Consider the following 21377-nt stretch of genomic DNA (forward strand, 5'->3'; position numbering starts at 1 on the left):
AAGAGGGGGCGTTATATCATGATCGTCGTTACAACAGAGAACATAAAAGGCTATGAAGTGAAGGAAGTAAAAGGTTCTGCTTTCGGAGTTGTTGTGCGTGCTCGCGGAATCGGCGGCGACATCATGGCAGGACTGCGAGGAATCATGGGCGGTGAGATAAAAGAGTATACGAGCATGCTTGAAGATGCCCGTAAACAAGCAGTTGATCGCATGGTAAAGAATGCCACTGAGATGGGTGGCAACGCGATCATCATGATGCGCTTTGATTCTGGAGAGATGGGCAATAACATGAGCGAGATTGTTGCTTATGGCACTGTTGTCGTCATTGAAAAACAATGAACATCGTAAACATCCTTATCGGTTGGCAGGTTCTGTCTATCTTTTTCTTAATTGTCTTAGGCATCATCTCTTGGCTTTATTTTGATAAGCGTTATAAAAAGAATGAAACAAAAGTACCCTCAGGCTATATTTGGACAGATGAAATCTCTATCGATCCTACTTCTGGAAAAAGAGAACGCGTCTATTATAATCCGGAAACCGGCGATCGGTTTTATAAAGAAGAATAGATTATTTCGTTTATTTAAGCAGCACTTTTTGAAGAGCTGCTTTTTTGTTGTGTTATTTTAATTGATGAGATTATTACATCTTTTACGGTACGTGATTTTATTAACTGTTAAGCGTTCTCCGCTAAATTCTCTCGGACCACCTGCAAACCACTATTTATCACCTGTAACCGCTCAATGAAGCAGAAAAAAGCCACCCATTCAAGCTGGGCGGCTTTCACTAAACTTCTTTTCATTTCTACACTTTAAATTTATTAATCGCTTCATTCATCTCTTCTGCTAGCTGTGAAAGCGCGTTCGATGAAGATGAGATCTCCTCCATGCTAGCTAGCTGTTCTTCTGCAGAAGCCGAAACTTCTTGCGTTGACGAAGCTGCTGTTTCTGCCATCGACGAGATCACATCGATCGAGCCGACAACATGTTCAGTACTTGCTGTCATCTGCTCTGTAGCGGCTGAGATATCGCTCACTTGGCCAGAAACCTCTGCAACTGTTTCGTACAAACTTTTAAAGGCTTCTCCCGATTGATAGACGAGTTCTCTACCGTCATTCACTTCTATCGCACCGTTCTTCATAGCGGCAACGGCTTTTTCAGTTAGTTCCTGAATGCTAGTGATCAGTTGACCGATCTGAGATGCAGATGCTGAAGATTGCTCTGCTAACTTTCGTACTTCATCAGCAACTACAGCAAAACCTCTCCCTTGTTCACCTGCACGTGCTGCCTCGATTGCTGCATTCAGTGCTAGCAAGTTTGTCTGACCGGCAATATCCGTGATCACATCAACAATATTCGTAATTTCTTGTGACTGCTCACCAAGATCTTTCACAACCTGAGAAGTGCTATCCATAGAAGTATGAATCGCATCCATCTGGCCGATCGTTTTTTGAATCGTATCATTGCCACCCTCTGCTACTTGCATAGAACGAGCTGATGCTTCAGACATGTTCTGCATACTAACTGCGATCTGTTGAATGCCAGCAGAAAGCTGGTTCATGGCTTCAACAATATCATCAACCGTTCGTACTTGTTCTTGAGATCCGCCTGCCACCTCACCTATCGTTGTCGCGATCTGTTCTGTTGCCATACTCGTTTGCTCAGCTGAAGCCGTTAATTCTTCAGAAGATGCTGCCACCTGTTCTGCTGTGGCTCTTACTTGCCTGATTAAGGCGGCAAGGTTTGTACCCATATGGTTGATGCCATCTGCGAGCATACCAATTTCATCTTTATTTTTTACAGAGATCGGATCCATCGTCAGATCACCGTCTGCGATGTCATTAAGCATGTTGGACATTCTCACTACCGGTCTAGAGATCATGAGCGAGATCGTGTAACCGATTGCAAGTGCAGCCACTACAATAATGACTCCTAATATTGTGATGAGCGAGACAACGAACTTCTCTTTGTCCGCAACGACAATTCTGCCTTCAGCCATTAAGTTTGCTTGTCTTTTCCCCATCTCTTCTGTAACAGCTCTCATATCTCTTCCTAGTGGAAAAAGAGTGCTTTTCGCATATTCATTTGCAGCTTCCATGTTACTCATTGAATTTTGCAGTACCCGGTCTGATTCAGTTTTGTAATCATTGTTCAAATAATAAATCTTCTCAAGTCTGTCTTTATCCGCCTTAACTTGAACCAGTTTCATCGTTTCATTCACGAGTGCATTAATCCTTTGATTTGCGTCGGTCAACTTTTGTTTGCTTTCGGTCGACTGCTCAAGCAAGTACTCGCGGACACTATTGTTTTGCACGGTCGCTTGAAGCTCAATCTCTTTAGCATTGTTATAGATTACCGTTCTTCTGTCTAATAGTTCACTGTATGTATGTTGCATATCTTTTAGAAAGTAAAAGAAAACACCGCAAGTTGCGGCAAAAAGAACGGCAATCGTTAAAAAAGATCCTACTAGCTTTTTTCTCAACGTTAGTTTCATACGTCACCTCTTATACATTTCTGTTTCTAAAAATAACCGGACAATTTAGCACAATGATTAAATGATCATCCTGCTTAGAGACACCTTTTATTAACGAGTCCTCTTTTGAACGAAAACTTCCTGGTGATTGTATGGAATCCGCTTCAATATCAATTACATCAGTAGCGGCTTCAGTTAGAAGTCCTAAGAAGCTTTCTTCATTCTGTAAAATAACAATTCTAGTCTGATCTGTAATTTCAGTTTTTCCTTTGCCGATCAGCTGTCCAAAATCAATGATCGGAATAACGTTCCCTCTTAGATGTATGATTCCTAATACGTCTGAAGGCGTCTCTGGCATGGGTGTGATCTCTAGAACGCGCTCAATCGAAGCCACATGTTCGATCGGCAGCCCATATTGTTCAACACCCGCTGTAATTACAACAATTTTTAACGTTTGAGTGCTAAGCGACATCTCACTTGCTCCTTTTCTAGGTATTTCTTCATTAAACAATAGTCATGAGTTCTCACTCTTTTATCGGTTACGAAATTCAATTGTTTTAGTTATACAGATGCATAATTAAAAAAACACCTAGACACAACGGTCAAGGTGTTTCCACAATTGGTCGATCATATTTCTTTTAACCTCTTTTTAGCTTCTTCTTCTTCAAACGAACTAAAAACGCGATAATCATTTTGATTAAGAATTCGGAAATGCTGACTGATTACATTCTGCTGAAGCCGGTAGCCTTTATGTGACTCTATTTCTTTCCACCACACATGTCCACCCCAAGTTTTTTCTTTCGGTACCGCTACATACTCATGAACGACTAGTTCCATAACATCGAGCGGATTTCCACCAAGGGCATTGTTAAGAATGTCAGAATTACGAAAAAGTGCACACATAGCAACGATTACAGTCCAGCTCGCTTTGATTCTTTCTTTTTCGATCTGCACTAACGTTTTCTTTGAAATACCTAATATATCGGCCATCTTGTCTTGTGTATATCCAAGTTCCGTCCGTACAAGCTTGATCTTGCCTGTTAACAAGTCAACAATTTCGTCTTGCGTCATAATAAGAAATTCTCCTTTTATCCTTTTAGGAACATTTTACACAAAAAAACTCCTTTCAACAAAATTGAAAGGAGCATCAGCTATACGTATATGGTTCCCAATGAGCTAGATCATAGAGTCCAGAATTAATCCGGGTACTCTCCGCCTCCAATAATGACAGCAATTCATTTGGAAGCTCACTGTGATGATTGACAAGGTTCATCTCATCGTTTGGAGATGAGATCAGAACCGTGAACAATTTCTTATTTTCCATGTTCATCCCATGCACATGAATATAATTTAAATCTTTCACGCGATACACAAAAAAGATACGATATTTATTCATCTTTCCCACACTCCCTTAGAAACAGTGTGGTCGGATTTCACACACATTAAACCTTATTTTGATGAAGACGGTGCAGTCGGAAGTTCGATCTCCACCTTCGTTCCCTCGTTTTCAACGGAAGAAAATTGTATCGCTCCACCGTGCTCTTCAATAATCTTAAAGCAAACCATCAAGCCTAACCCCGTACCCTTTTCCTTTGTTGTATAAAACGGTTCTCCAAGGGTTTTCAAACGTTCCGCTGGAATACCACAACCCTGATCTTTTAGCTCGAGAAGAACAGAATCGTTGCGAGTTCCGATCTTAATATGAATCTCTCCGTCTTTATCCATACTTTCAATCGCATTCTTTAATAGATTGATGAAAAGCTGTTTAAGTTGATTTTCCACACCATATACAAGTGGAATGTTATCCGAGATATTTACCCAGATTTGTATGTTTTTCATGATCGCTTGCGTTTCTAACAATCTTACAACACTATAGATCAGTTCTTGAATGTTCGTATGCTCAAAGCTCACTGCCTGAGGTTTAGCAACAAGCATGAGTTCCCCGACAATATCGTTGATTCGATTCAGCTCTGACTCCATGATTCTAAGATATTCTAATCGAATCACATCGTCTGCATCCGATAATAGTTTCGTAAATCCTTTTAATGAAGTTAGCGGGTTCCGAATCTCATGCGCCACTCCTGCAGCAAGCTCACCCAAAACAGACAGCTTCTCCGATTTCAACATAAGTTCTTCTGTCTGTTTTGCTTTCGTAACGTCTCTAGCAAAGGTTACTAGACTCTCAACATGTCCGTCTTTTGTCATAACCGGTACACCACGTGCCTCTAATAAGATCCAATCACCATTCTTATGAAGCAACCTGAACTCTGTTTGAAACGGTTCTTTTTTCACAAGTGCTCTCATGAATTGATCAGAGAGGCTCTGTATATCTTCTGGATGAACCATTTCAAGGATAGCACCTTTAATCTCACCATCTTCATAGCCAAGAACCGGTAAATGTGAAGGAGATACATATTGAATAATACCGGATGGATCAATCACAGTAATCAGATCTGTAGAATGTTCTGCGATCAAACGATATTTCGCCTCACTTTCCCGTAGAGCACGCTCTACCTTTTTCTGTGAAGTAATATCACGATATACGATTACGAACCCCATAATTTTTCCGTCCATGTCACATATATTTGAAAAAGATGCAGATACATCAAAAACGGTTCCGTCTTTGTGTATACGCTGTGTTTCATGAAGCGGAACCGATTGCCCCTGTTTTAAGAGATCAATGATCTCCTTTGATTCACCTTGTAGATGTTCAGGTGTAATAACGGGATAGTCGTCATTATCCTCTGAGAAATCTTCTTCGGCCCAACCGAACATCTGATTGAATGCATCATTTACCTTAATAACTTCTTGTCTCGTATTGATGATGAGAATGGCATCTGTCGTTCCTTTTAAAACCGATTCTAATAAATCTAGAGCCACACTCAACTCTTCTTCCTTCTGCTTATGAGGAGTTATATCACGTCCTGTAATGACTAATACTTGAGGTTTACCATCACTCGTAAATGTCGGTTGCTTAATGAGCTCTAGCATTACTTTACGACCGCTCTTCATGAGAATCTTTTCAGCTGTTTTTATTGGCTTTCTTGTTTCCCAAGCTCTCTTATCAGAAAGGCTACATCTTTCAATTGCTTCATATGAAAGTCTTGTATCTAGTTCCTCAAGACTTTTTCCTTTATATTCATCGTGGTTGATTCCATAAATATTAAGAGCAAACCGGTTCGCTTCTGCCCAAGTTCCATCCGGATATCTTAAACAAACAAATTCAGGCAGGACATCAATCATTTCTTTTAAAGTGGCAACTGCAGGTAATTCGTCCTGGCTCAATACTTTCATCATATCCACCCTTTTTTACTAAAACTTTCTTAACGTCTATAAATTAAATAAAAGGGTCAATTTTCCTTTATTTTTTTTAGAGTTTCGCACGTCAAATTCGTTTATTTTTCGCCTAAATATGACAAAAAGACGCTTCCCTTGTGGAAAGCGTCTCTTGTATATGCTGACGATTAAACGGCTTTTACCGCTTCTTTTAGCGATTTACCGGGCTTGAAAGCTGGCACATTGCTTGCTTGAATCATGATCTCTTCACCAGTAAGAGGATTGCGACCTTTTCTTGCGTTACGGTTTCTTGTTTCAAATGTTCCGAAACCAATAAGCTGTACGCTTTCTCCGTTTTTCAAAGCATCTGTAATCGCATCTAGCACTGCATCAACGGCAAGCGCTGATTCCTTTTTGTTCATACTCGTTGCATTTCGAACTGCATCTACTAAATCCATCTTTTTCATTATGAGTTGCTCCTTTCAAACATTAAATGAACTGCTTGTGTAGCAACATTATTAACGAAAAAGATAGGTTTCATACAGAAAGATACAAAATTCCGAAAAATATTTATATAGTTTAATAATTCGTTTTCGAATTAGAACCCTTGAATGGTCATACCACCATCAACAAATAGTGTTTGGCCGTTCACGTAATCAGCTGCTTCACTAGCTAAAAATACCGCTGGTCCCACAAGGTCCGGTAGTTCTCCTACTCTCTTTTGTGGAGTAACAGCGAGTATGTCTTGTAGATATTTTTCGTCGGCTAGTAGTTTCTCTGTTAATGGTGTCTTAAAATACCAAGGACCGATGCTGTTCACATTAATTCCGTACTGTCCCCACTCAAGAGCTAAGTTCTTTGTCATCTGTATGATCGCAGCTTTTGTAGAGGCATAGACTACACCTGTACGAAGAGCGACATGTCCTGCAACAGAAGAAATAGTAATTACCTTACCCCCGCCGGCTTGTTTCATCCGTTCCCCAGCTTGTTGCGAGAACCAAAAAGCTGATCGAAGGTTCGTATGCATGATGATATCCCATTCTTCATCAGAGACATCTAAAGCTTTTGAGCGGATATTCATTCCGGCATTGTTGACAAGAATATTTACGCTGATCCCCTTTGCGTCTAGCGTTTCAAAAATTCCAATAACTTGTTCCTTATTCGTAACATCAGCTTCAAAAAGATACGCTTTCGTTCCAGCACGTTCAATCAACTGTGCTGTCTTTTCCAGATCAGATTGGGTTCTAGATACAATCACGACATCCGCTCCGGCTTCTGCATATCCAATCGCTATCGCCTCTCCGATTCCTCTTCCAGCACCAGTTACGAGTGCTGTTTTGCCTTTAAGTGAAAATGACGGTAAATACACGTATACGACCTCCTCTATTTAGTTAAAAAGTTCGGGGGAAATGATGAAGTAACGTTCTTGGTTTGTCTCATAAGTATTCATCGTATGAATGCTAATTTGGTAAGTAGGTATATCCATATCGTCTTCCATTTCAGAATCGTCCTCACGTACAACTAGATCAGTAATTTTTTTAATACCTGAATTCTCTATGTTCCACAAAGAGCTGTCCACACTATCAAACTGTACTTGTTCAAAGTTTGTGAAGCTCAAATAATAGGAATCACCTTTTGGAACCATCTGTTTTAATCCATGCAGATCGAGCGCTTTAAAGTAAATGTGAGGTGAAGAGATATAGTTTTGACGATTTACCATCTGGAGTTCTGCATCCTGAATTTGAGTACTAATTTGATATTTGCCATCGTGTAAAGTGACCCATGCATTCATATCTCGACCGTCTCTATAATAAGAAGCTTCATAGTTAAACTGCTGAATCTTTCCTTTCTTATTAAAAATGAGCGACAGGTTATTGATAGCAAGCTCTCCTTCTGCATGCAGCGCTTTCTTTACCTTCTCATACTCTTTATTTAATTTCATTTCGTATGCATTTGTTAGAGCATTAACTCGGAACACTTCTTCATAATAAGCAGCTACCGAGTAGTTCATAATTAAGCTTGATGCAAAAGATAACACTCCTAGAGAAGCAGCCCACTTTTTAGCATCTTTATTTACGATGATCTTAGGAAGGAAAAAGAGCAGGAAGATCGCCAGTCCCACTGGTAGTACCCAAGATTCAATACGAAACGTAAACGTACCTAATAAAAAGTAACCAATCAGTTTCCACCCGATCTTTGATTCTTCGCGGTCTGCCTTCTTCGTATAAATGAGTATCAATAATACAAGAAAAATGACTGAGATGCCCCAAGCTAGTAACGACTCCATTCGCATCGTTCTCCCCCTAATTTTTGGATAATAATATAAGTTTATCAAAAAATTTGTGAAAAAGACGCTGCTATCCAATAGAAATCGAAAACAACAAAATACAACTTGCTCATAAGCTGTTTCGTAACATTGAACAACTCAATCATCATGTACAGCCCACTAAAAAAAGCACAGCTATTCGGCTGTGCTTTACTTACGATTCTACCCACTCTTTTCTCAGCGTAAATAGATCTTTTAATTCGTCAGTTGATAATTCTGTAATCCAATTCTCACTCTGAATCACTTTTTCTGAGAGTTCTTTCTTACTCTCAAGCATCATGTCAATCTTCTCTTCTAATGTGCCAAGCGTAATCATCTTATGCACCGTCACGAATTTTTTCTGTCCGATACGATGAGCACGATCTGTTGCTTGATTCTCAACAGCTGGATTCCACCATCTATCATAATGAATAACGTGATTTGCTTCGGTCAAGTTGAGTCCTGTTCCACCAGCTTTTAGAGATAAGATAAAAATAGGATGCTCTCCATCTTGAAAGCTTTCTATCATTTGGTCGCGTTTTTGCTTGCTTAGACTGCCATGCAGAAAGAGTACTGTTCGTCCGAATTTTTTCTCCACATACTTCTTTATCAGTTCACCCATAAAAATAAATTGAGTAAAGATCAGACACTTCTCATCCTTTTCAAGAATAGCATCGATCAATTCAATCGTCTTAGCGAATTTTACAGATTGATCTTCAAGTTTGCCTAGCTTGTCATTCTTTGTATAGAGAGCTGGATGATCGCAAATCTGTTTCAGTTTTCCTAACATCGCGAGTAATAGTCCACGCCTTTGCATCCCTGTTACCTTTTCCAACTGCTCAAATGTATCTTGAACAAGTCTTTCGTATAGAGAAGCTTGTTCTTTTGATAACGGACAATATTCTTTGATCTCTTGTTTCTCAGGCAGGTTGAGCTGAACAGCAGGATCCATTTTCGTACGACGTAGCAGGAATGGTTGAACAAGCTGTTTTAATTGCTGTAAACGCAACGTATCATTATCTTTCTCCACTGGCACTACAAACTTTTTCTGAAACGATGGTTCGCTCCCTAAATATCCTGGGTTCAAAAAATCGAAAATAGCCCACAGTTCAAGAAGTCTGTTTTCTACAGGTGTTCCCGTTAACGCGATCTTGTGGCGTCCGTTAAGTCTGCGAATACTTCTTGACTGTTTTGTATAGCTGTTCTTAATGTTCTGTGCCTCATCAAGCACGATTGCTTCCCAATATGTTTCACCCATCTCACTAAAATCAAGCTGGCAAGTCGTGTAAGAAGTAATAACAACATCAAATTTTTTGTGCCACTCAGCAAAATGATCCCCCTTCTTACGGTTTCCCCCGTAATGAAGACCTACGGATAAAGTAGGTGAAAAATTTTGAAGCTCTTTTTGCCAGTTGCCAATTACAGAGGTAGGGCATACAAGTAAAAATGTACCTTCATGTTTTTCTTTTTCTTTCACCTTTAAGAAGTAGTCAATGGTCTGGACTGTTTTACCCAAACCCATATCATCAGCTAAACAACCACCAAGGCCGAATTCCCGGAGAAAATACATCCAAGAACTTCCTGTTTTCTGATAATCTCTTAATGTTCCGATTAAGTTTTCTGCTTTAGGCTCAATCGGCAGTGTTTTGATCTCTGTCAGCTGATCCATCCATGCGTTTAACGGTTCATCCCACTCAATGTCGAGCATCGGTCCGTCAGACTCTATTCCTAGAAGACCATCTTCAGCAGGGTTGGTCTCCATATTTAGAAGATGTTGTTCTAGTACGTCCTTCAACTGAATTCCTGTACGATCCACATTCTTTATAAGATGACGCACTTGTTTCATCCACTCAGGATCTACTCTGTACCATTGGCCGTTTCTTCGCACGAGCCTCCTGCTTCCATCAACCAGCTTACGAAATTCTTCTTCCGTAAGCTCTTCATCGCCCGTTGACATTCGCCAATCGAACTGCATAATCGCATTTAATCCCAAGAACGAAGGTGCTCCACCAGATTGCTGCGATTTTGTTTTGATCTTTGCCTTTACTTTTGGTTGAAGTTCTTGAACGGTTTGCCACCATGCTGGAAGAACAACGGTAAGTCCAATCTGTCTTAACAGATCGCTTTTGAGTGTTAAAAAATCCCAAGCCTCTTTTTCTGTTATTTCATTTCGGATTTCTTTTCTCGCATTTGGTTTTAACCAAGAGATTAATTTTGTCACGAGCTCTATATCAGACTCTAACATCTCTTTGAAAGGTTTCCATTCCTCTGGAAGAAGGGTACTTTTTCCGAGATACGGCACAGCTATCCCATCTTCTTTTTCTTGAAGAATGACATCTAGCTTCCATACATCTTCAATAGCTTCACCATCATTTGCAGGTTCAGACAGTTCAAATATGATATCAAAGGGCTTTGGATCTTTTCTCCAGCCGATCTTAATCAGCCATTCCTCTTCACTTAAATGATTCAAGGCGGATATGATCTGTCGAGGTATACCCTTCATGCGTTCTCTATTAAAATTTATAGGCATGTATGTGTTGCCGTCATGTGGCAATGTTGAGAGAGCTTCGTTCACCCAGGCGGATTCAATTCTCTCTCCATCCGTTCTCCATGCCCATGATCCTGTCTTCCATGCTTCATAGTCAGGAGTAACCCTTTCTTTCTGCATCAAACGAAAGACATCGTTAGCCTCTTTTACAAAAGTCCAAGAATCATCTTCCCAATTGTTTTTCGTTAGAAAGAATTCGGGATATCGATTAAAAAGATCAAAAGCTTCCCCCGCATCTAAATAAACATTCTGGTCATCATCAACTTCTAGCATCGTCCCATAAAATGAAGGCTTATGCCATGTAAATAAAAGAGGTTTCCAGTCGTTTACATGCACTCTTTTCGAATGTTTAGTGGCCCATAAAACCATGTTGCCATGAAGCCATTTCGCGTGTAGCAAAAGATTGCTTGTATCGATCATGAAATAAACTTTCCTTTCCTTAGCTCTTCCTGAAAGGCTCTAAGCCGTCCATAAACAGTAGCAATACGATTGATATACTGTGAAAAACGTTCTTCTTCACCAAGATCAAAATATAAGGATCGAAGTGTTTTTAAATGTTTAATAGCGGACTGATAAGATTTTCTTGTCCTCTCATTAATCAGCCTGTCAATCGCTTGGTGATAGATCGGCAGTGCGGATTCTTTTTGAAAGGACACGACCTCTTTTAAATCCTTTCTTTGAATCAACTCTGGTGAATAGCCCATGATCACTTGCAGTTCTACCCATCTTTCATGCTCACCGATCACCATCAAATACTCCCCGTATTCATAGAACGTAATAGGTAAGAATTCAATCAGCATCTCTTCATACTGATCCTCGTCACCTGTGTGTTGAGCGTACTTCCAAAAATAGCTTAAGTATTCATGAAAAAACTCACGAGATTCAGAATGGTAATAGTACGTACCAACACCTTCTAAAAAATATGGCTTTAGATCAAGTAGCCATAACAAGAGTCGATCCCATTCTTGTTTGTCTACCAATAACTTCATCCAAACAAGATAATGAACCATATCTACTTTCTTCTCACACTGTGTTAACCGTTTAAAAGCTAGTTGTTCATTTCCACTAGCAAAAGCAAAATGAACAAGAGCTAGTTCAAGCATTTGAGATGTTTTGCCACTCTCTTTTTCTTCTAAAAGCTGTTTTTCATATTTAGTAACCCAAGCCTGCTCAATATAGAGTAACGACCAGCTGATCTGAAATAGATAAAAGAGAAGATGTCCCCACTTAGGAGGGATCTCATAAAGACTCTGAAAGTTTCTTAAGCTCTCTTCCAAAAGCTTTTTATTCTCATTTAGTAACTTTTTGCTGTCGATCTGTTTTAAAGTTATATACATTTGATCACTTAGTTTCTCAACAGTCGCATCAAAATTGGACTGCATATATGTAGCTACACCATATTGACCTTCAAACGAAAACAATCGAATCAGCGTTTCGATCTGTACGTGATATTTGTATAATAATGCTATATCTTCGTCAAAGAACTGCCCTGCATTTAAGAGCGCAGGATAATAATCGCGATAGATATGAACAAACGTATAACTCGTATCTTTTCCATCAACGAGATCTCGAAAGGAGACGGTTTGCAGTTTACGTCTCTCGAAAGTTTCAAACCGTTCTGAAAAATACTCTCGCCATAGTTGAACAGAATGTGTGTTTTGAACTTTTTGCTCAGGCGTTTCATAATGAACTTGAGTTTCGCCCTTATCTTTATGCTCTTCAGTTGGTTTCATTCCGTCTCCCCCCTTTCTTTTTATTACCAATTATAGCAAAATACATCTATACTCATTCATGTATATCATATCTATTTTAAAGGAAACCGTTGAAATTGACCAAAGATACACATTTAACGCCTAAAACAATTCCAATTTTTACCGATAACATGAATAGAAGTGTCTGATATCGGCTTTTAGAAACAATCAACACAAGATAAAATTTTAGAGAAAAGAGAACAGAATTCTATGAAGTTAGGTCTACCTTTAATGATATGCTTGTCGATCGCAATAGAGACTCCTTCTTCGTTATAACTGGAAAGGAAGAACCACTTATGATAGAAAAAAATATTCAAGAACGAATCCGTTTATTAAGAGAAGAATTATATCGAATTTCAAACCAACTAAACTATGAATTAACACACCCAAAATTGGTCACGATCAGCCAACAGCTCGATCAACTATTGAACCAGTACTCTAAATTTGAACAGAAAGTATAAAAACGGCTGCTTGTTAGGTCGTTTTTTTATTTCAACGTAACCTTCTACTTTTTTAACTAAAACACTACTTTCCCTCTCGAACTTAATTCGACATTCCTTCCCTTCAATATTGTAGTTTTTTGTAACATTATCACTATTTTAGCCGAAACCCTTTTTCTTTTTGTAAATTTATTGCATATTAAGTGAAGACAAAATCTCTCATGAAAGTTGTGAATAGAAAATGTTATTGCAATTAATTGAGGAAAAACGTGAAGTATTGTTATGTCTTGGCAAAACATATGGTTTAACCGCTAAAGAAACAGTGATCTGCAGTCAGGAATTAGATCAGTTATTGAACCGCTTAGATGACTTTATTGGCGAACCTAGCGACAACTCGTAATTTTTGTCTATTTCCTGGGAAATTTGTCGTTTGAGAGAGAATGATTATCAACTTAAACGAACCTACATAATCATTATCTATTAAATTCCATAATTACCTATTATTATATGAAAATAGTAATGTAATCTCTTTGTTATCTTCTCCTAATGAGTTTGTTACATTCGATTAGTATAATTGGCAACCGAGGCGTATTTAACCAATTATACATATTAGGAGGAGTTATCATGATAAAAAAATGGGTAATTACAGGGGCTCTAGCATTCGGATTGCTCGTTTCTGCTCCCGTTAGTGGATTTGCAGCAATGGGGGATCACACTCTCCGACCGGGTACTTGGGACAATGACGTATATGAACTTCAAGGAAAATTAAAAGCGCTAGGATTCTATGATTTTGCTGTAACAACAGGCTATTATGGTCCCGTTACTAAACAAGCCGTAACAGATTATCAACGAGCTAAAAGCTTATCCGTAGACGGTATTGCTGGACCTCAAACGTTTAACAGCATTCAAAATAACGTTACAAAAAAGAGTATGACTGTTGCTTCGACTGCTTATACGGCAAGTTGTGAAGGCTGCAGCGGTACAACTTTCAATGGTACAAATCTAAAAGAAATTCCTTATGCAAAAGTAATCGCTGTTGATCCAAATGTTATTCCTATCGGATCTGTTGTTTATGTTCCTGGCTATGGATATGCTGTAGCTGATGATACCGGTGGTGGAATCAATGGTAAAGAAATCGATGTATTTATGAAAAACTATTCTGATGCCATTAATTGGGGAAGAAAAAGCATAAATATTACAATTTTAAATTAATGAGATGAGGTAAATGTACCTCATTTCTCCTTCGCTCACAGTTTATTTTAAAGCTGTGAGTTTTTTTATGTTTACATTAATTTCAAAAATATTACATTTTTTTATTTTCTAAATATTATAATAATGATAAAGTTAAATTAACATTTTTGAGAGGATGTACATAAATGAACATGAAGGATCAGATGACAATTATAAAAAATGCAATAGCAGAAGTATTAACAGGGAAAGAAGAACTTGTTGAATTAACGATGATTTCGATAGTCAATAGAGGTCATTTATTATTAGAAGATGTTCCTGGAACAGGAAAAACAGTACTTGCAAAAAGCCTCGCTCGGTTGATAGGGGGAGAATTTAAAAGGATTCAGTTCACACCCGATATCCTTCCAGCTGATATTACGGGCATACAGTTCTTTCATCCGAAACATCAAGAGTTTGAGCTGCGTCCCGGTCCGGTTATGACTAACATCTTATTAGCCGATGAAATTAACCGTGCGACGCCACGAGCTCAATCCAGTCTATTAGAAGTGATGGAAGAAAGACAGGTTACGATTGATGGTGAAACCCTTCCCCTTCCGTCTCCTTTCTTAGTTCTTGCCACACAGAATCCTATTGAATCTCACGGAACATTCCCGCTTCCTGAGGCACAGCTTGATCGTTTTTTTATGAAATTGCCATCTGGCTTTCCAAATTATGATCAAGAGAAAGAAATGCTTCACATGTATCGTAAAAAAAATCCTCAAGACTCTTTAGAACCAGTCTTCTCTTTAGAAGATATATTAGTCATGCAAGAAGAAGTGAAGCACATTCATGTTAGTGATAGTGTCGAAAATTATTTACTGTCCATTGTTCACGCTACTCGCAGTCATGAGTTTATTGAGAACGGTGTTTCTCCTCGTGGCACCCTTGCTTTCATGAGAGCCGCTCAAGGCGCTGCTTATGTTCAGGGAAGAACATTCGTTACTCCAGACGATGTTCAATTCGTCGCACCGTATGTATTAACTCATCGTTTAGTATTAACGATGGAAGGAACGATGAGAAAGACGAAAGACCAAGTGTTAAAAGAGATTCTTGAAGCAATTATAGTCCCTGTAGAGTCTGAGGCGGGTAGATAATATGCAATGGCGCAGCGAGGTATGGATTAAATCCATCTTTCGGGTCTTAGTTGTTTTCAGCCCCATAATACTTTTGATTGGCTTTTATCGTAATATCTCATTTCTATTTTTATTAGGGTTGGCCATCATTTTTTTATATGGAACGCTATTGCTGCAATCTAAGTCCGCAATAAATGAGATTGTACTAGATACTTCAAAACAAGTTCATCGTTTGTTTCCTGGTGATACGGATCAGTTTTATGTAAAACTTCTTCATAAGGGAAGATGGCCTTCTTATCGTGGCGAACTCATCTTCACACACCGAGCACCTATATCTGTCACAGGAGATGTTGAATCGAACAACACTGCAAAAGGAAGAATTGAAGTTAAACGTCATTTTGCACTCTATCGCAAAACTGTTTTTACACAAACAATACCCTTTACTGCTACAAAAAGAGGAACAACAAGAATTTCCAATCTTACACTGCAGGTACAAGATCCTCTTTCATTGAGTGGTCAAGCATTGGCTTATATGGGGATCTTCCCAACTGAAATCGTTGTTTATCCTAGACCGCTTCCCGTTCATCGAATTGAGCATCTATTTTCTCAAGGCAGTGGTGAATCTGTAAGATCTTTCGCTTTGTTTGAAAACGTTTCTCTGCCTGCAGGGAACCGAGAATACGCTCCTGGAGATGCTTTTCATAAAATACATTGGAAAGCTACAGCACGGTCTGGCTCTCTTCAAACGAAGGTCTTTGAAAAAACAGTTGTGTATCACTGGACATTTGTTTATACGATACTCCCTGATCATAAAGAGATGAAATCTTCTGAGGATATGGAGAGCGAGATCAGCCATTTGGCATACATGTGTCAGTTTGCGGCGGAAAAAGGAATACCTTTTGAAGTATACATCAACTTTAAAGTTCCTGGCCCGATCGGAATGTATCATGTACCAACCGGGAGCGGAGCGGTTCACTTAAGCAGTATCCTTGAAGGTTTGGCGAGAATTGATCGTTCCAATGTCATCGTCAAACCTCAGATCATGTGGAATAAGATGGCTCGTAATTTTGTTGGTACGAGTCCGTTTGTCATTTTTTTAGGTCATATTCCTACAGATTCGAATTCTCAGATCTTGATTAAGAAATGGTCTAGATCAGGTGGGAGAACCTTTTATGTCGAACACAACGAAGAACATGCCATTCTGATGCCATACTTTTCATCGGAGGTCGCATCATGTTAAAGAAAAGTCAGCAATTTACTCTTTACGGTATGAACTTAAGCTTTGACGCCATGCTTGTTTTCATAATGCTGACCATCTTTTCAGGAGGAGCAACTTGGCTTGAGTTCGGATGGTTCTCTGCAAATCTGATCCTGATTGTAGCGATAAGCGGGGCTTTGTATCTCTACAAACCAAACTTATTCAAGATCACACTATTTTGTTTTGTTATTGTATCAACACTATTGTTCTGGTTCATGACTTCTTCCCTCATACTATCCATATTGATCTCATTCGTCCTGATGTGGAGAAGCGCAGAAAATTGGAATGATTCCTTTAAAACAGATCTTGAATTGATCTTTGCAATTAGCGCCGTGTTAACATTACTTCTATCCCTGTTTTTTAAGGATGGCTTTACGGTGATGTATGGAGCCGTGTGGATCCAATTCATGCTTATGCTGTTCATTAAAATGACTCTGCATTATTTTAAGAATGATTCGATTCAAATTGTAATGAAGGATTTTATGGTTCCCTTAACGCTAGTTGGGTTAAGCGGAGTGATTCTCGCTATATTAGGACCTTTAAAACAATTACTTTATTGGGCATTAGACGGTGTGTTCTTTATTTTGTATTATATTTTAGCGGTTCCACTCTGGAAGGTAATCTCCCTTCTTCCTCCGTTAATCCAAATGCTTAAACAATTGTTTAAAATGGAGGAAAAGGGAAAGGTGAATACAGGTAATCAGACAGATGTCTTAGAACAGCGTCCTGAAACACTAGCAGAATCTCCCATACTTTTATACACGACAATCGCGATTCTTATCATTATGGTTCTTTTCTTTCTTTGGAAAAAGAGGAATGTGTTCAACAACCAGTCCAGCTTATTGGTAAACGGAAACATTTCAGTTCTTGATAGTACATATGCTAACAGCCAGATGATCGGTAAAAAAAGATGGCTTCAGTCGAAAGATAGAACAAGAAAAAGATTTTTGCACTTTGAAAAAGTATTGGACAAGAAAGGATTCGGAAGGCAACCTGGTGAATCTGCTGTGAACTGGTTTCAAAGACTTGGACTTTCCGGAAAAGATGCAGATTCTGTTCTAGCTGCATACGAAAAAGTACGTTACGGTGAAGAGAGCATTTCTGATACTGAGTACAATCAGTATGTAAGTGCATTAAAAAAATTCGAAAAGTCGGATCACTTGAAGAAGCCGAAATAAGACGGCTTCTTTTTCTGTTCATACCACCTCATTTAATATAGACTAATATTATATAAATAGTCGGATTTCTAGCATACAAGGAGGATATTATGACAAAAAAAATATATGTGATTCATGAGAATAGCGAATGGACTGCTCCGTTATTCCAACGTTTTGAAGAGCTCGGTCTACCTTATGAAGATTGGCATATGAAAAAAGGACACATAGATCTGACAGAAGCTCCCCCACAAGGTATTTTCTATAACAGAATGAGTGCCTCCTCTCATACGAGAGGACACAGATATTCGCCTGAATATACATCAGCGGTACTATCCTGGCTTGAGAGCTATGGTCGTAAAGTATTTAACGACTCAAGAGCCCTTCAGCTCGAGATCAGTAAAGTGAAACAATACAGCGCATTAAAAGCATTTCATATACCTGTTCCACGAACGATTGCAGCTTACGGAAAAGATGAACTGATACATGCTGCAACGAAATTTAACGGCCCTTTCATTACAAAACACAACCGTGCGGGTAAAGGGCTTGGGGTTCAATTGTTCCAAACCCAGAGTGCACTAGAGTCTTATGTACAGTCGGAAAATTTTGATGAATCCATCGACGGAATCACTCTTTTGCAAGATTATATCGAAGCACCAGAACCTTATATTGTGCGCTGCGAATTTATAGGCGGCAAATTTTTATATGCCGTTCAAGTAGATACTTCTGATGGATTCGAACTTTGTCCGGCTGACGCTTGCCAGATTGGTGATCAATTCTGTCCAATTACAGACCAGCCAGAGAATCCAACACCAAAGTTTAAGATTCTTAAAGACTTTGTTCTACCAAATCAAGAAAGTTATGAAGCGTTCTTAGACGCAAACGGGATTACGTTTGCCGGCATTGAGATCATTACAGACAAGAGTGGAAACGTATATGCGTATGATGTAAACACGAATACAAACTACAACCGAGATGCTGAAGCAGAGGCAAATATATATGGCATGAAGGCGATCGCGGAATTTTTAGGTAAAGAATTATAAATGAAAAAGGTGAGGGGCATCTAAGAATGCCCCTCACTTTTTATTATGTATGATCCACAACTGTAGGAGTCTGGTTTAAACTCTCCCATAGATAATACGTGATATATGTACGCCATGGTGTCCAATCCTGCGCAAGCACCCTTACCTCTTCCTCTGATGGTTGCTCAGCTAACTTCCAAACTTGACGGATGGCATTTCTTAATCCAATATCTGCAGCGGGCAGTACATCGGTTCTCCCCATACCAAAGATTAAAAGACATTCGATCGTCCATTTCCCTATCCCTCTAATCGGCAACATCGCTTTCATTACTTCTTCATCTGACATATTCCATAAGCTTTCAAAATCAATAGTTCCGTCTGAGATCAGCTTTGCCAGATCGATAATATACTCTGCTTTTCTCTGACTGAATTGAAGCTTACGAAGGTCCTCATACTTAAGCGTTGCAACGAGATTTGGAGCTGGAAAGACTTGAAATGTACTTCCTTCTACCTCCACTTTTTCACCAGCGTGTTCAATAAGTCGTTCGGTCAAGGTTCCAGCAAAAGTTAAATTTACTTGTTGACCGATAATAATCTTTACAATGGATTCAAATAGATCAGTGTCTGTAAGGAGTTTTAATCCTTTAAAACGTTGTAGTACTCCATCCAATTTCTCGTTTTCACAAAAGTGGTTATAAAGAGGCGACAGATCGACTTCAGTTGAGAACAGCTGTTGAATTTTTTTCTTAACTGCATCCTCAGATATTAAACCATTTAAAGGTATAGCCTTACAACTCAGAACAGGGCTTGTAACAGTACCGCTGGATACTACTTTTACATAACAAGAAACATCTTGGATTCTGATTATTTTTTCGTATTCTGTAAATTGTTCATTGAGTTTTAAGACATGCGTTTTTCCTGTAACTGTGAGGCGCTGCATCATCTTTTGAAAGTCAAAAGGTGGTTTAGGTTCAATTACAAACTTCATCCTCTTACATCCCTTCTTATGAACGCTCCTTACCTTCTTTTGTTTCTTTTTCTTTTGTTTCATTTTTCAGATATGGATTGTCATCTAACTGATCGATTGTATGCTTATAAGAATACCCTTTTGTTATAGCTGCTGCGAAAATAATAACGACAAAAATGATAATAACGAGGGTAATTAATATTGAGATGCTTAATGTGCTCATACTAACTCCTTATTAAAACTGATTTTACTTGTATGATAGCACATTTTCCCATTAAGAAAACTTGGCACTATAGTGATAGTGCTATGAAAAAAAGCAGCTATGCCGATATTAGGCACAACTGCTTAGAATTAAATATTTATTTTTCTTCAAATTTATCATGCATGACAATGCGATCGATATCAAAGCGCTCTGTAGGTTTTGCTGGGCCGTCAGCATATCCTAATGTAATCATCATCACAGGAATGAATCGTTCTGGAATTCCGAGTGCTGGCACTATTGCAGCATGATCGAACCCTGTCATCGGACATGAATCAACTCCAACTGCTTTAGCGGCAAGCATGAGCTGCATCGCACCGAGTGATGCGTTCTTTAGTGCTTCTCTCTCACCAACTGCACGACCTTGTGAATAGGCAGAGTTGATATTTTTCAATAAAATATTTCTTGCTTCTTCTGGAGCTTTTTCGAATACTTCCGCAGCCACTTTATCTGCTTCTGTATCTCCTAAGACGACTACAACTGCAGACGCATCTAGCACATGCTTTTGATTATAAGCAATCGGAAAAAGTTTCTCTTTTTGTTCTTGAGACGTTATCACAATAAAACGCCAGTGCTGAAGGTTCCATGCTGATGGTGCTTTTCCTGCCATCTCAAGGATCTGATGAAGTGTTTCGTTCGGGATTTCTTTATCTTTTTGATACAGACGAACAGAAGAGCGTTCTTCCATAACTTTAAATGTTTCGTTCATTTTTTCCACTCCTTATCCCACATTTCTCTAGAATTCTCTACAAAAAAGAGGTGCCACATTTCGTTGACACCTCGTTACTATTCCACCAATTATAGTGGGTTATCAGTTGAAGTCAAAAATTATGCATTGCGTTTAGCTACGACTAACTCCTTAGCTAATTCTGTAGCTCTTTCTCTTGCATCAGCCAAAATTTCTTCTGCACGATCTGGAGCTGCTGCCATACCTTCTGTAAATACATGATGATAATCAGTAATTCCGATGAATGCCATCACACCTTGAAGATATCCGTTCGTGAACTCGAATGCTTGAGCAGGACCTTCAGAATACACACCGCCACGAGATTGAATGTGTACGGCAGTCTTCCCTCCTAATAATCCAGCTGGGCCGTTCTCCGTATATTTAAATGTCTTACCTGCCATTACTACGTTATCGATATATGCTTTAAGCATTGGAGGATAGCTCAAGTTCCACATCGGTGTGTTGAATACATACATGTCTGCAGAAAGGAATTGTTCTAAAATTTCTCCCATACGGTTTGTTTTTTCAACTTGTGATGGAGAAAGCTCTAAGCCAGCAGCTAATTTACCCCAAGCATCTAGAACATCTGCATCAATAAACGGAATGTTCTCTTCATAAAGATTTACCGTTTCGATTTCAATGTTTTCATTTTGATTAGTTAGTTCGTTTAAGAAGTGACGTCCTAATCGAAGTCCGAAAGATTGATCCATTGGTTTTGGATTTGAATTAATATAAAGTACTTTCATTTGTGATTCTCTCCTTTTAATATCTGTTGTAATTAGTGATTAACTTCTCTTTAGTAAGTTGATTCCTTTACATCATAATTCCATAACTTACTTTTGTCAAGCACTAAACTTTTAATTATTATCATAATTTATTTTAGTGATTTTTTTCCAAT

At 38.8% G+C, this 21377-nt stretch carries 24 protein-coding genes; 9 read left to right on the forward strand and 15 right to left on the reverse strand.

Annotation, left to right across the window (positions count from 1 at the left end):
• The first annotated feature begins 18 nt into the window (after positions 1–18).
• Together IHV12_RS09825 and IHV12_RS09830 are read left to right on the forward strand one after the other, a co-directional pair.
• A complete protein-coding gene (locus IHV12_RS09825) occupies positions 19–339 on the forward strand; it encodes a YbjQ family protein (RefSeq protein ID WP_137790415.1) in 321 nt (106 codons plus the stop codon).
• Positions 336–566, forward strand: a complete 231-nt coding sequence (locus IHV12_RS09830; protein WP_197190742.1) for a hypothetical protein — start codon at positions 336–338, stop codon at positions 564–566. Before IHV12_RS09825 ends, IHV12_RS09830 begins: the two co-directional genes overlap by 4 nt.
• 107 nt (positions 567–673) lie before the next feature.
• Here IHV12_RS09830 and IHV12_RS22875 read toward each other — a convergent pair whose 3' ends face one another.
• From IHV12_RS22875 to IHV12_RS09880, 11 genes are all read right to left on the reverse strand, one after another.
• Complete coding sequence (locus IHV12_RS22875; RefSeq protein WP_255552567.1) at positions 674–799, reverse strand: hypothetical protein; 126 nt, start codon at positions 797–799, stop codon at positions 674–676.
• Between the two features lie 2 nt (positions 800–801).
• Entirely contained in the window at positions 802–2490 is a 1689-nt protein-coding gene (locus tag IHV12_RS09835; RefSeq protein ID WP_197190743.1) for a methyl-accepting chemotaxis protein, read from the reverse strand.
• Between the two features lie 10 nt (positions 2491–2500).
• The gene (locus IHV12_RS09840; RefSeq protein WP_197126982.1) at positions 2501–2941 is read right to left on the reverse strand and encodes a chemotaxis protein CheW; all 441 of its coding nucleotides are present in this window, start codon (positions 2939–2941) and stop codon (positions 2501–2503) included.
• 155 nt (positions 2942–3096) lie between these two features.
• Complete coding sequence (locus IHV12_RS09845) at positions 3097–3540, reverse strand: helix-turn-helix transcriptional regulator (RefSeq protein WP_197190744.1); 444 nt, start codon at positions 3538–3540, stop codon at positions 3097–3099.
• Between the two features lie 76 nt (positions 3541–3616).
• Entirely contained in the window at positions 3617–3865 is a 249-nt protein-coding gene (locus IHV12_RS09850; protein WP_197126980.1) for a hypothetical protein, read from the reverse strand.
• Between the two features lie 53 nt (positions 3866–3918).
• Positions 3919–5766: a PAS domain-containing sensor histidine kinase gene (locus IHV12_RS09855; RefSeq protein ID WP_197126979.1), complete on the reverse strand. Its 1848-nt coding sequence runs from the start codon at positions 5764–5766 to the stop codon at positions 3919–3921.
• Between the two features lie 167 nt (positions 5767–5933).
• A complete protein-coding gene (locus IHV12_RS09860; protein WP_066236049.1) occupies positions 5934–6212 on the reverse strand; it encodes an HU family DNA-binding protein in 279 nt (92 codons plus the stop codon).
• Between the two features lie 131 nt (positions 6213–6343).
• A complete protein-coding gene (locus IHV12_RS09865; RefSeq protein WP_197190745.1) occupies positions 6344–7114 on the reverse strand; it encodes an SDR family NAD(P)-dependent oxidoreductase in 771 nt (256 codons plus the stop codon).
• Between the two features lie 18 nt (positions 7115–7132).
• Positions 7133–8032, reverse strand: a complete 900-nt coding sequence (locus tag IHV12_RS09870; RefSeq protein WP_197190746.1) for a hypothetical protein — start codon at positions 8030–8032, stop codon at positions 7133–7135.
• A gap of 193 nt (positions 8033–8225) precedes the next feature.
• Positions 8226–11018, reverse strand: coding sequence for a DEAD/DEAH box helicase (locus IHV12_RS09875; RefSeq protein WP_197190747.1), 2793 nt, complete (start codon positions 11016–11018; stop codon positions 8226–8228).
• A complete protein-coding gene (locus tag IHV12_RS09880) occupies positions 11015–12331 on the reverse strand; it encodes a hypothetical protein (RefSeq protein ID WP_197190748.1) in 1317 nt (438 codons plus the stop codon). Before IHV12_RS09880 ends, IHV12_RS09875 begins: the two co-directional genes overlap by 4 nt.
• Before the next feature lie 314 nt (positions 12332–12645).
• Between IHV12_RS09880 and IHV12_RS09885 the strand changes: the two genes are divergently transcribed.
• The 7 genes from IHV12_RS09885 to IHV12_RS09915 all read left to right on the forward strand — a co-directional run bounded on the left by IHV12_RS09885 (position 12646) and on the right by IHV12_RS09915 (position 18547).
• A complete protein-coding gene (locus IHV12_RS09885; protein ID WP_197126974.1) occupies positions 12646–12810 on the forward strand; it encodes an aspartyl-phosphate phosphatase Spo0E family protein in 165 nt (54 codons plus the stop codon).
• 220 nt (positions 12811–13030) lie between these two features.
• On the forward strand, positions 13031–13189 hold the full coding sequence (locus IHV12_RS09890; RefSeq protein ID WP_197190749.1) for an aspartyl-phosphate phosphatase Spo0E family protein: 159 nt from the start codon (positions 13031–13033) through the stop codon (positions 13187–13189).
• A 224-nt stretch (positions 13190–13413) separates the two neighbouring features.
• The gene (locus IHV12_RS23070) at positions 13414–14001 is read left to right on the forward strand and encodes a 3D domain-containing protein (RefSeq protein WP_197126973.1); all 588 of its coding nucleotides are present in this window, start codon (positions 13414–13416) and stop codon (positions 13999–14001) included.
• 164 nt (positions 14002–14165) lie between these two features.
• A complete protein-coding gene (locus tag IHV12_RS09900; protein WP_231620702.1) occupies positions 14166–15113 on the forward strand; it encodes an AAA family ATPase in 948 nt (315 codons plus the stop codon).
• Position 15114: 1 nt separating this feature from the next.
• Positions 15115–16332, forward strand: a complete 1218-nt coding sequence (locus tag IHV12_RS09905; protein WP_197190750.1) for a DUF58 domain-containing protein — start codon at positions 15115–15117, stop codon at positions 16330–16332.
• Complete coding sequence (locus IHV12_RS09910; protein WP_197190751.1) at positions 16326–17528, forward strand: DUF4129 domain-containing protein; 1203 nt, start codon at positions 16326–16328, stop codon at positions 17526–17528. The genes IHV12_RS09905 and IHV12_RS09910 overlap by 7 nt, the downstream gene beginning before the upstream one ends.
• 89 nt (positions 17529–17617) lie before the next feature.
• The gene (locus IHV12_RS09915; RefSeq protein ID WP_197190752.1) at positions 17618–18547 is read left to right on the forward strand and encodes an ATP-grasp domain-containing protein; all 930 of its coding nucleotides are present in this window, start codon (positions 17618–17620) and stop codon (positions 18545–18547) included.
• A 43-nt stretch (positions 18548–18590) separates the two neighbouring features.
• On the opposite strand, the gene IHV12_RS09920 is transcribed toward IHV12_RS09915, so the two are convergent.
• The 4 genes from IHV12_RS09920 to IHV12_RS09935 form a co-directional block, all read right to left on the reverse strand.
• Positions 18591–19514, reverse strand: a complete 924-nt coding sequence (locus tag IHV12_RS09920; RefSeq protein WP_197190753.1) for a DNA-3-methyladenine glycosylase family protein — start codon at positions 19512–19514, stop codon at positions 18591–18593.
• 16 nt (positions 19515–19530) lie between these two features.
• Complete coding sequence (gene ytzI, locus IHV12_RS09925) at positions 19531–19716, reverse strand: YtzI protein (RefSeq protein WP_197190754.1); 186 nt, start codon at positions 19714–19716, stop codon at positions 19531–19533.
• Between the two features lie 136 nt (positions 19717–19852).
• Positions 19853–20461 (reverse strand): nitroreductase family protein, encoded by a 609-nt coding sequence (locus IHV12_RS09930; protein ID WP_197126967.1) that lies wholly within the window; start codon positions 20459–20461, stop codon positions 19853–19855.
• 119 nt (positions 20462–20580) lie between these two features.
• The gene (locus IHV12_RS09935; RefSeq protein ID WP_197190755.1) at positions 20581–21225 is read right to left on the reverse strand and encodes an FMN-dependent NADH-azoreductase; all 645 of its coding nucleotides are present in this window, start codon (positions 21223–21225) and stop codon (positions 20581–20583) included.
• Positions 21226–21377: the final 152 nt, after the last annotated feature.

The organism is Fictibacillus sp. 7GRE50, from assembly GCF_015903875.1.
In the GTDB taxonomy this organism is placed as follows: domain Bacteria; phylum Bacillota; class Bacilli; order Bacillales; family Fictibacillaceae; genus Fictibacillus; species Fictibacillus phosphorivorans.

What these genes read in the sequence shown, in the direction of transcription:
- IHV12_RS09870 (WP_197190746.1), bottom strand. Translation starts at nt 8,032, where the DNA reads ATGGAGTCGTTACTAGCTTGGGGCATCTCAGTCATTTTTCTTGTATTA.
- IHV12_RS09850 (WP_197126980.1), bottom strand. Translation starts at nt 3,865, where the DNA reads ATGAATAAATATCGTATCTTTTTTGTGTATCGCGTGAAAGATTTAAAT.
- IHV12_RS09920 (WP_197190753.1), bottom strand. Translation starts at nt 19,514, where the DNA reads ATGAAGTTTGTAATTGAACCTAAACCACCTTTTGACTTTCAAAAGATG.
- IHV12_RS09845 (WP_197190744.1), bottom strand. Translation starts at nt 3,540, where the DNA reads ATGACGCAAGACGAAATTGTTGACTTGTTAACAGGCAAGATCAAGCTT.
- IHV12_RS09840 (WP_197126982.1), bottom strand. Translation starts at nt 2,941, where the DNA reads ATGTCGCTTAGCACTCAAACGTTAAAAATTGTTGTAATTACAGCGGGT.
- IHV12_RS09860 (WP_066236049.1), bottom strand. Translation starts at nt 6,212, where the DNA reads ATGAAAAAGATGGATTTAGTAGATGCAGTTCGAAATGCAACGAGTATG.
- IHV12_RS09935 (WP_197190755.1), bottom strand. Translation starts at nt 21,225, where the DNA reads ATGAAAGTACTTTATATTAATTCAAATCCAAAACCAATGGATCAATCT.
- IHV12_RS23070 (WP_197126973.1), top strand. Translation starts at nt 13,414, where the DNA reads ATGATAAAAAAATGGGTAATTACAGGGGCTCTAGCATTCGGATTGCTC.
- IHV12_RS09825 (WP_137790415.1), top strand. Translation starts at nt 19, where the DNA reads ATGATCGTCGTTACAACAGAGAACATAAAAGGCTATGAAGTGAAGGAA.
- IHV12_RS09910 (WP_197190751.1), top strand. Translation starts at nt 16,326, where the DNA reads ATGTTAAAGAAAAGTCAGCAATTTACTCTTTACGGTATGAACTTAAGC.
- IHV12_RS09930 (WP_197126967.1), bottom strand. Translation starts at nt 20,461, where the DNA reads ATGAACGAAACATTTAAAGTTATGGAAGAACGCTCTTCTGTTCGTCTG.
- IHV12_RS09900 (WP_231620702.1), top strand. Translation starts at nt 14,166, where the DNA reads ATGAACATGAAGGATCAGATGACAATTATAAAAAATGCAATAGCAGAA.
- IHV12_RS09875 (WP_197190747.1), bottom strand. Translation starts at nt 11,018, where the DNA reads ATGATCGATACAAGCAATCTTTTGCTACACGCGAAATGGCTTCATGGC.
- IHV12_RS09885 (WP_197126974.1), top strand. Translation starts at nt 12,646, where the DNA reads ATGATAGAAAAAAATATTCAAGAACGAATCCGTTTATTAAGAGAAGAA.
- ytzI (WP_197190754.1), bottom strand. Translation starts at nt 19,716, where the DNA reads ATGAGCACATTAAGCATCTCAATATTAATTACCCTCGTTATTATCATT.
- IHV12_RS09915 (WP_197190752.1), top strand. Translation starts at nt 17,618, where the DNA reads ATGACAAAAAAAATATATGTGATTCATGAGAATAGCGAATGGACTGCT.
- IHV12_RS09905 (WP_197190750.1), top strand. Translation starts at nt 15,115, where the DNA reads ATGCAATGGCGCAGCGAGGTATGGATTAAATCCATCTTTCGGGTCTTA.
- IHV12_RS09890 (WP_197190749.1), top strand. Translation starts at nt 13,031, where the DNA reads ATGTTATTGCAATTAATTGAGGAAAAACGTGAAGTATTGTTATGTCTT.
- IHV12_RS22875 (WP_255552567.1), bottom strand. Translation starts at nt 799, where the DNA reads ATGAAAAGAAGTTTAGTGAAAGCCGCCCAGCTTGAATGGGTGGCTTTT.
- IHV12_RS09880 (WP_197190748.1), bottom strand. Translation starts at nt 12,331, where the DNA reads ATGAAACCAACTGAAGAGCATAAAGATAAGGGCGAAACTCAAGTTCAT.
- IHV12_RS09835 (WP_197190743.1), bottom strand. Translation starts at nt 2,490, where the DNA reads ATGAAACTAACGTTGAGAAAAAAGCTAGTAGGATCTTTTTTAACGATT.
- IHV12_RS09830 (WP_197190742.1), top strand. Translation starts at nt 336, where the DNA reads ATGAACATCGTAAACATCCTTATCGGTTGGCAGGTTCTGTCTATCTTT.
- IHV12_RS09855 (WP_197126979.1), bottom strand. Translation starts at nt 5,766, where the DNA reads ATGATGAAAGTATTGAGCCAGGACGAATTACCTGCAGTTGCCACTTTA.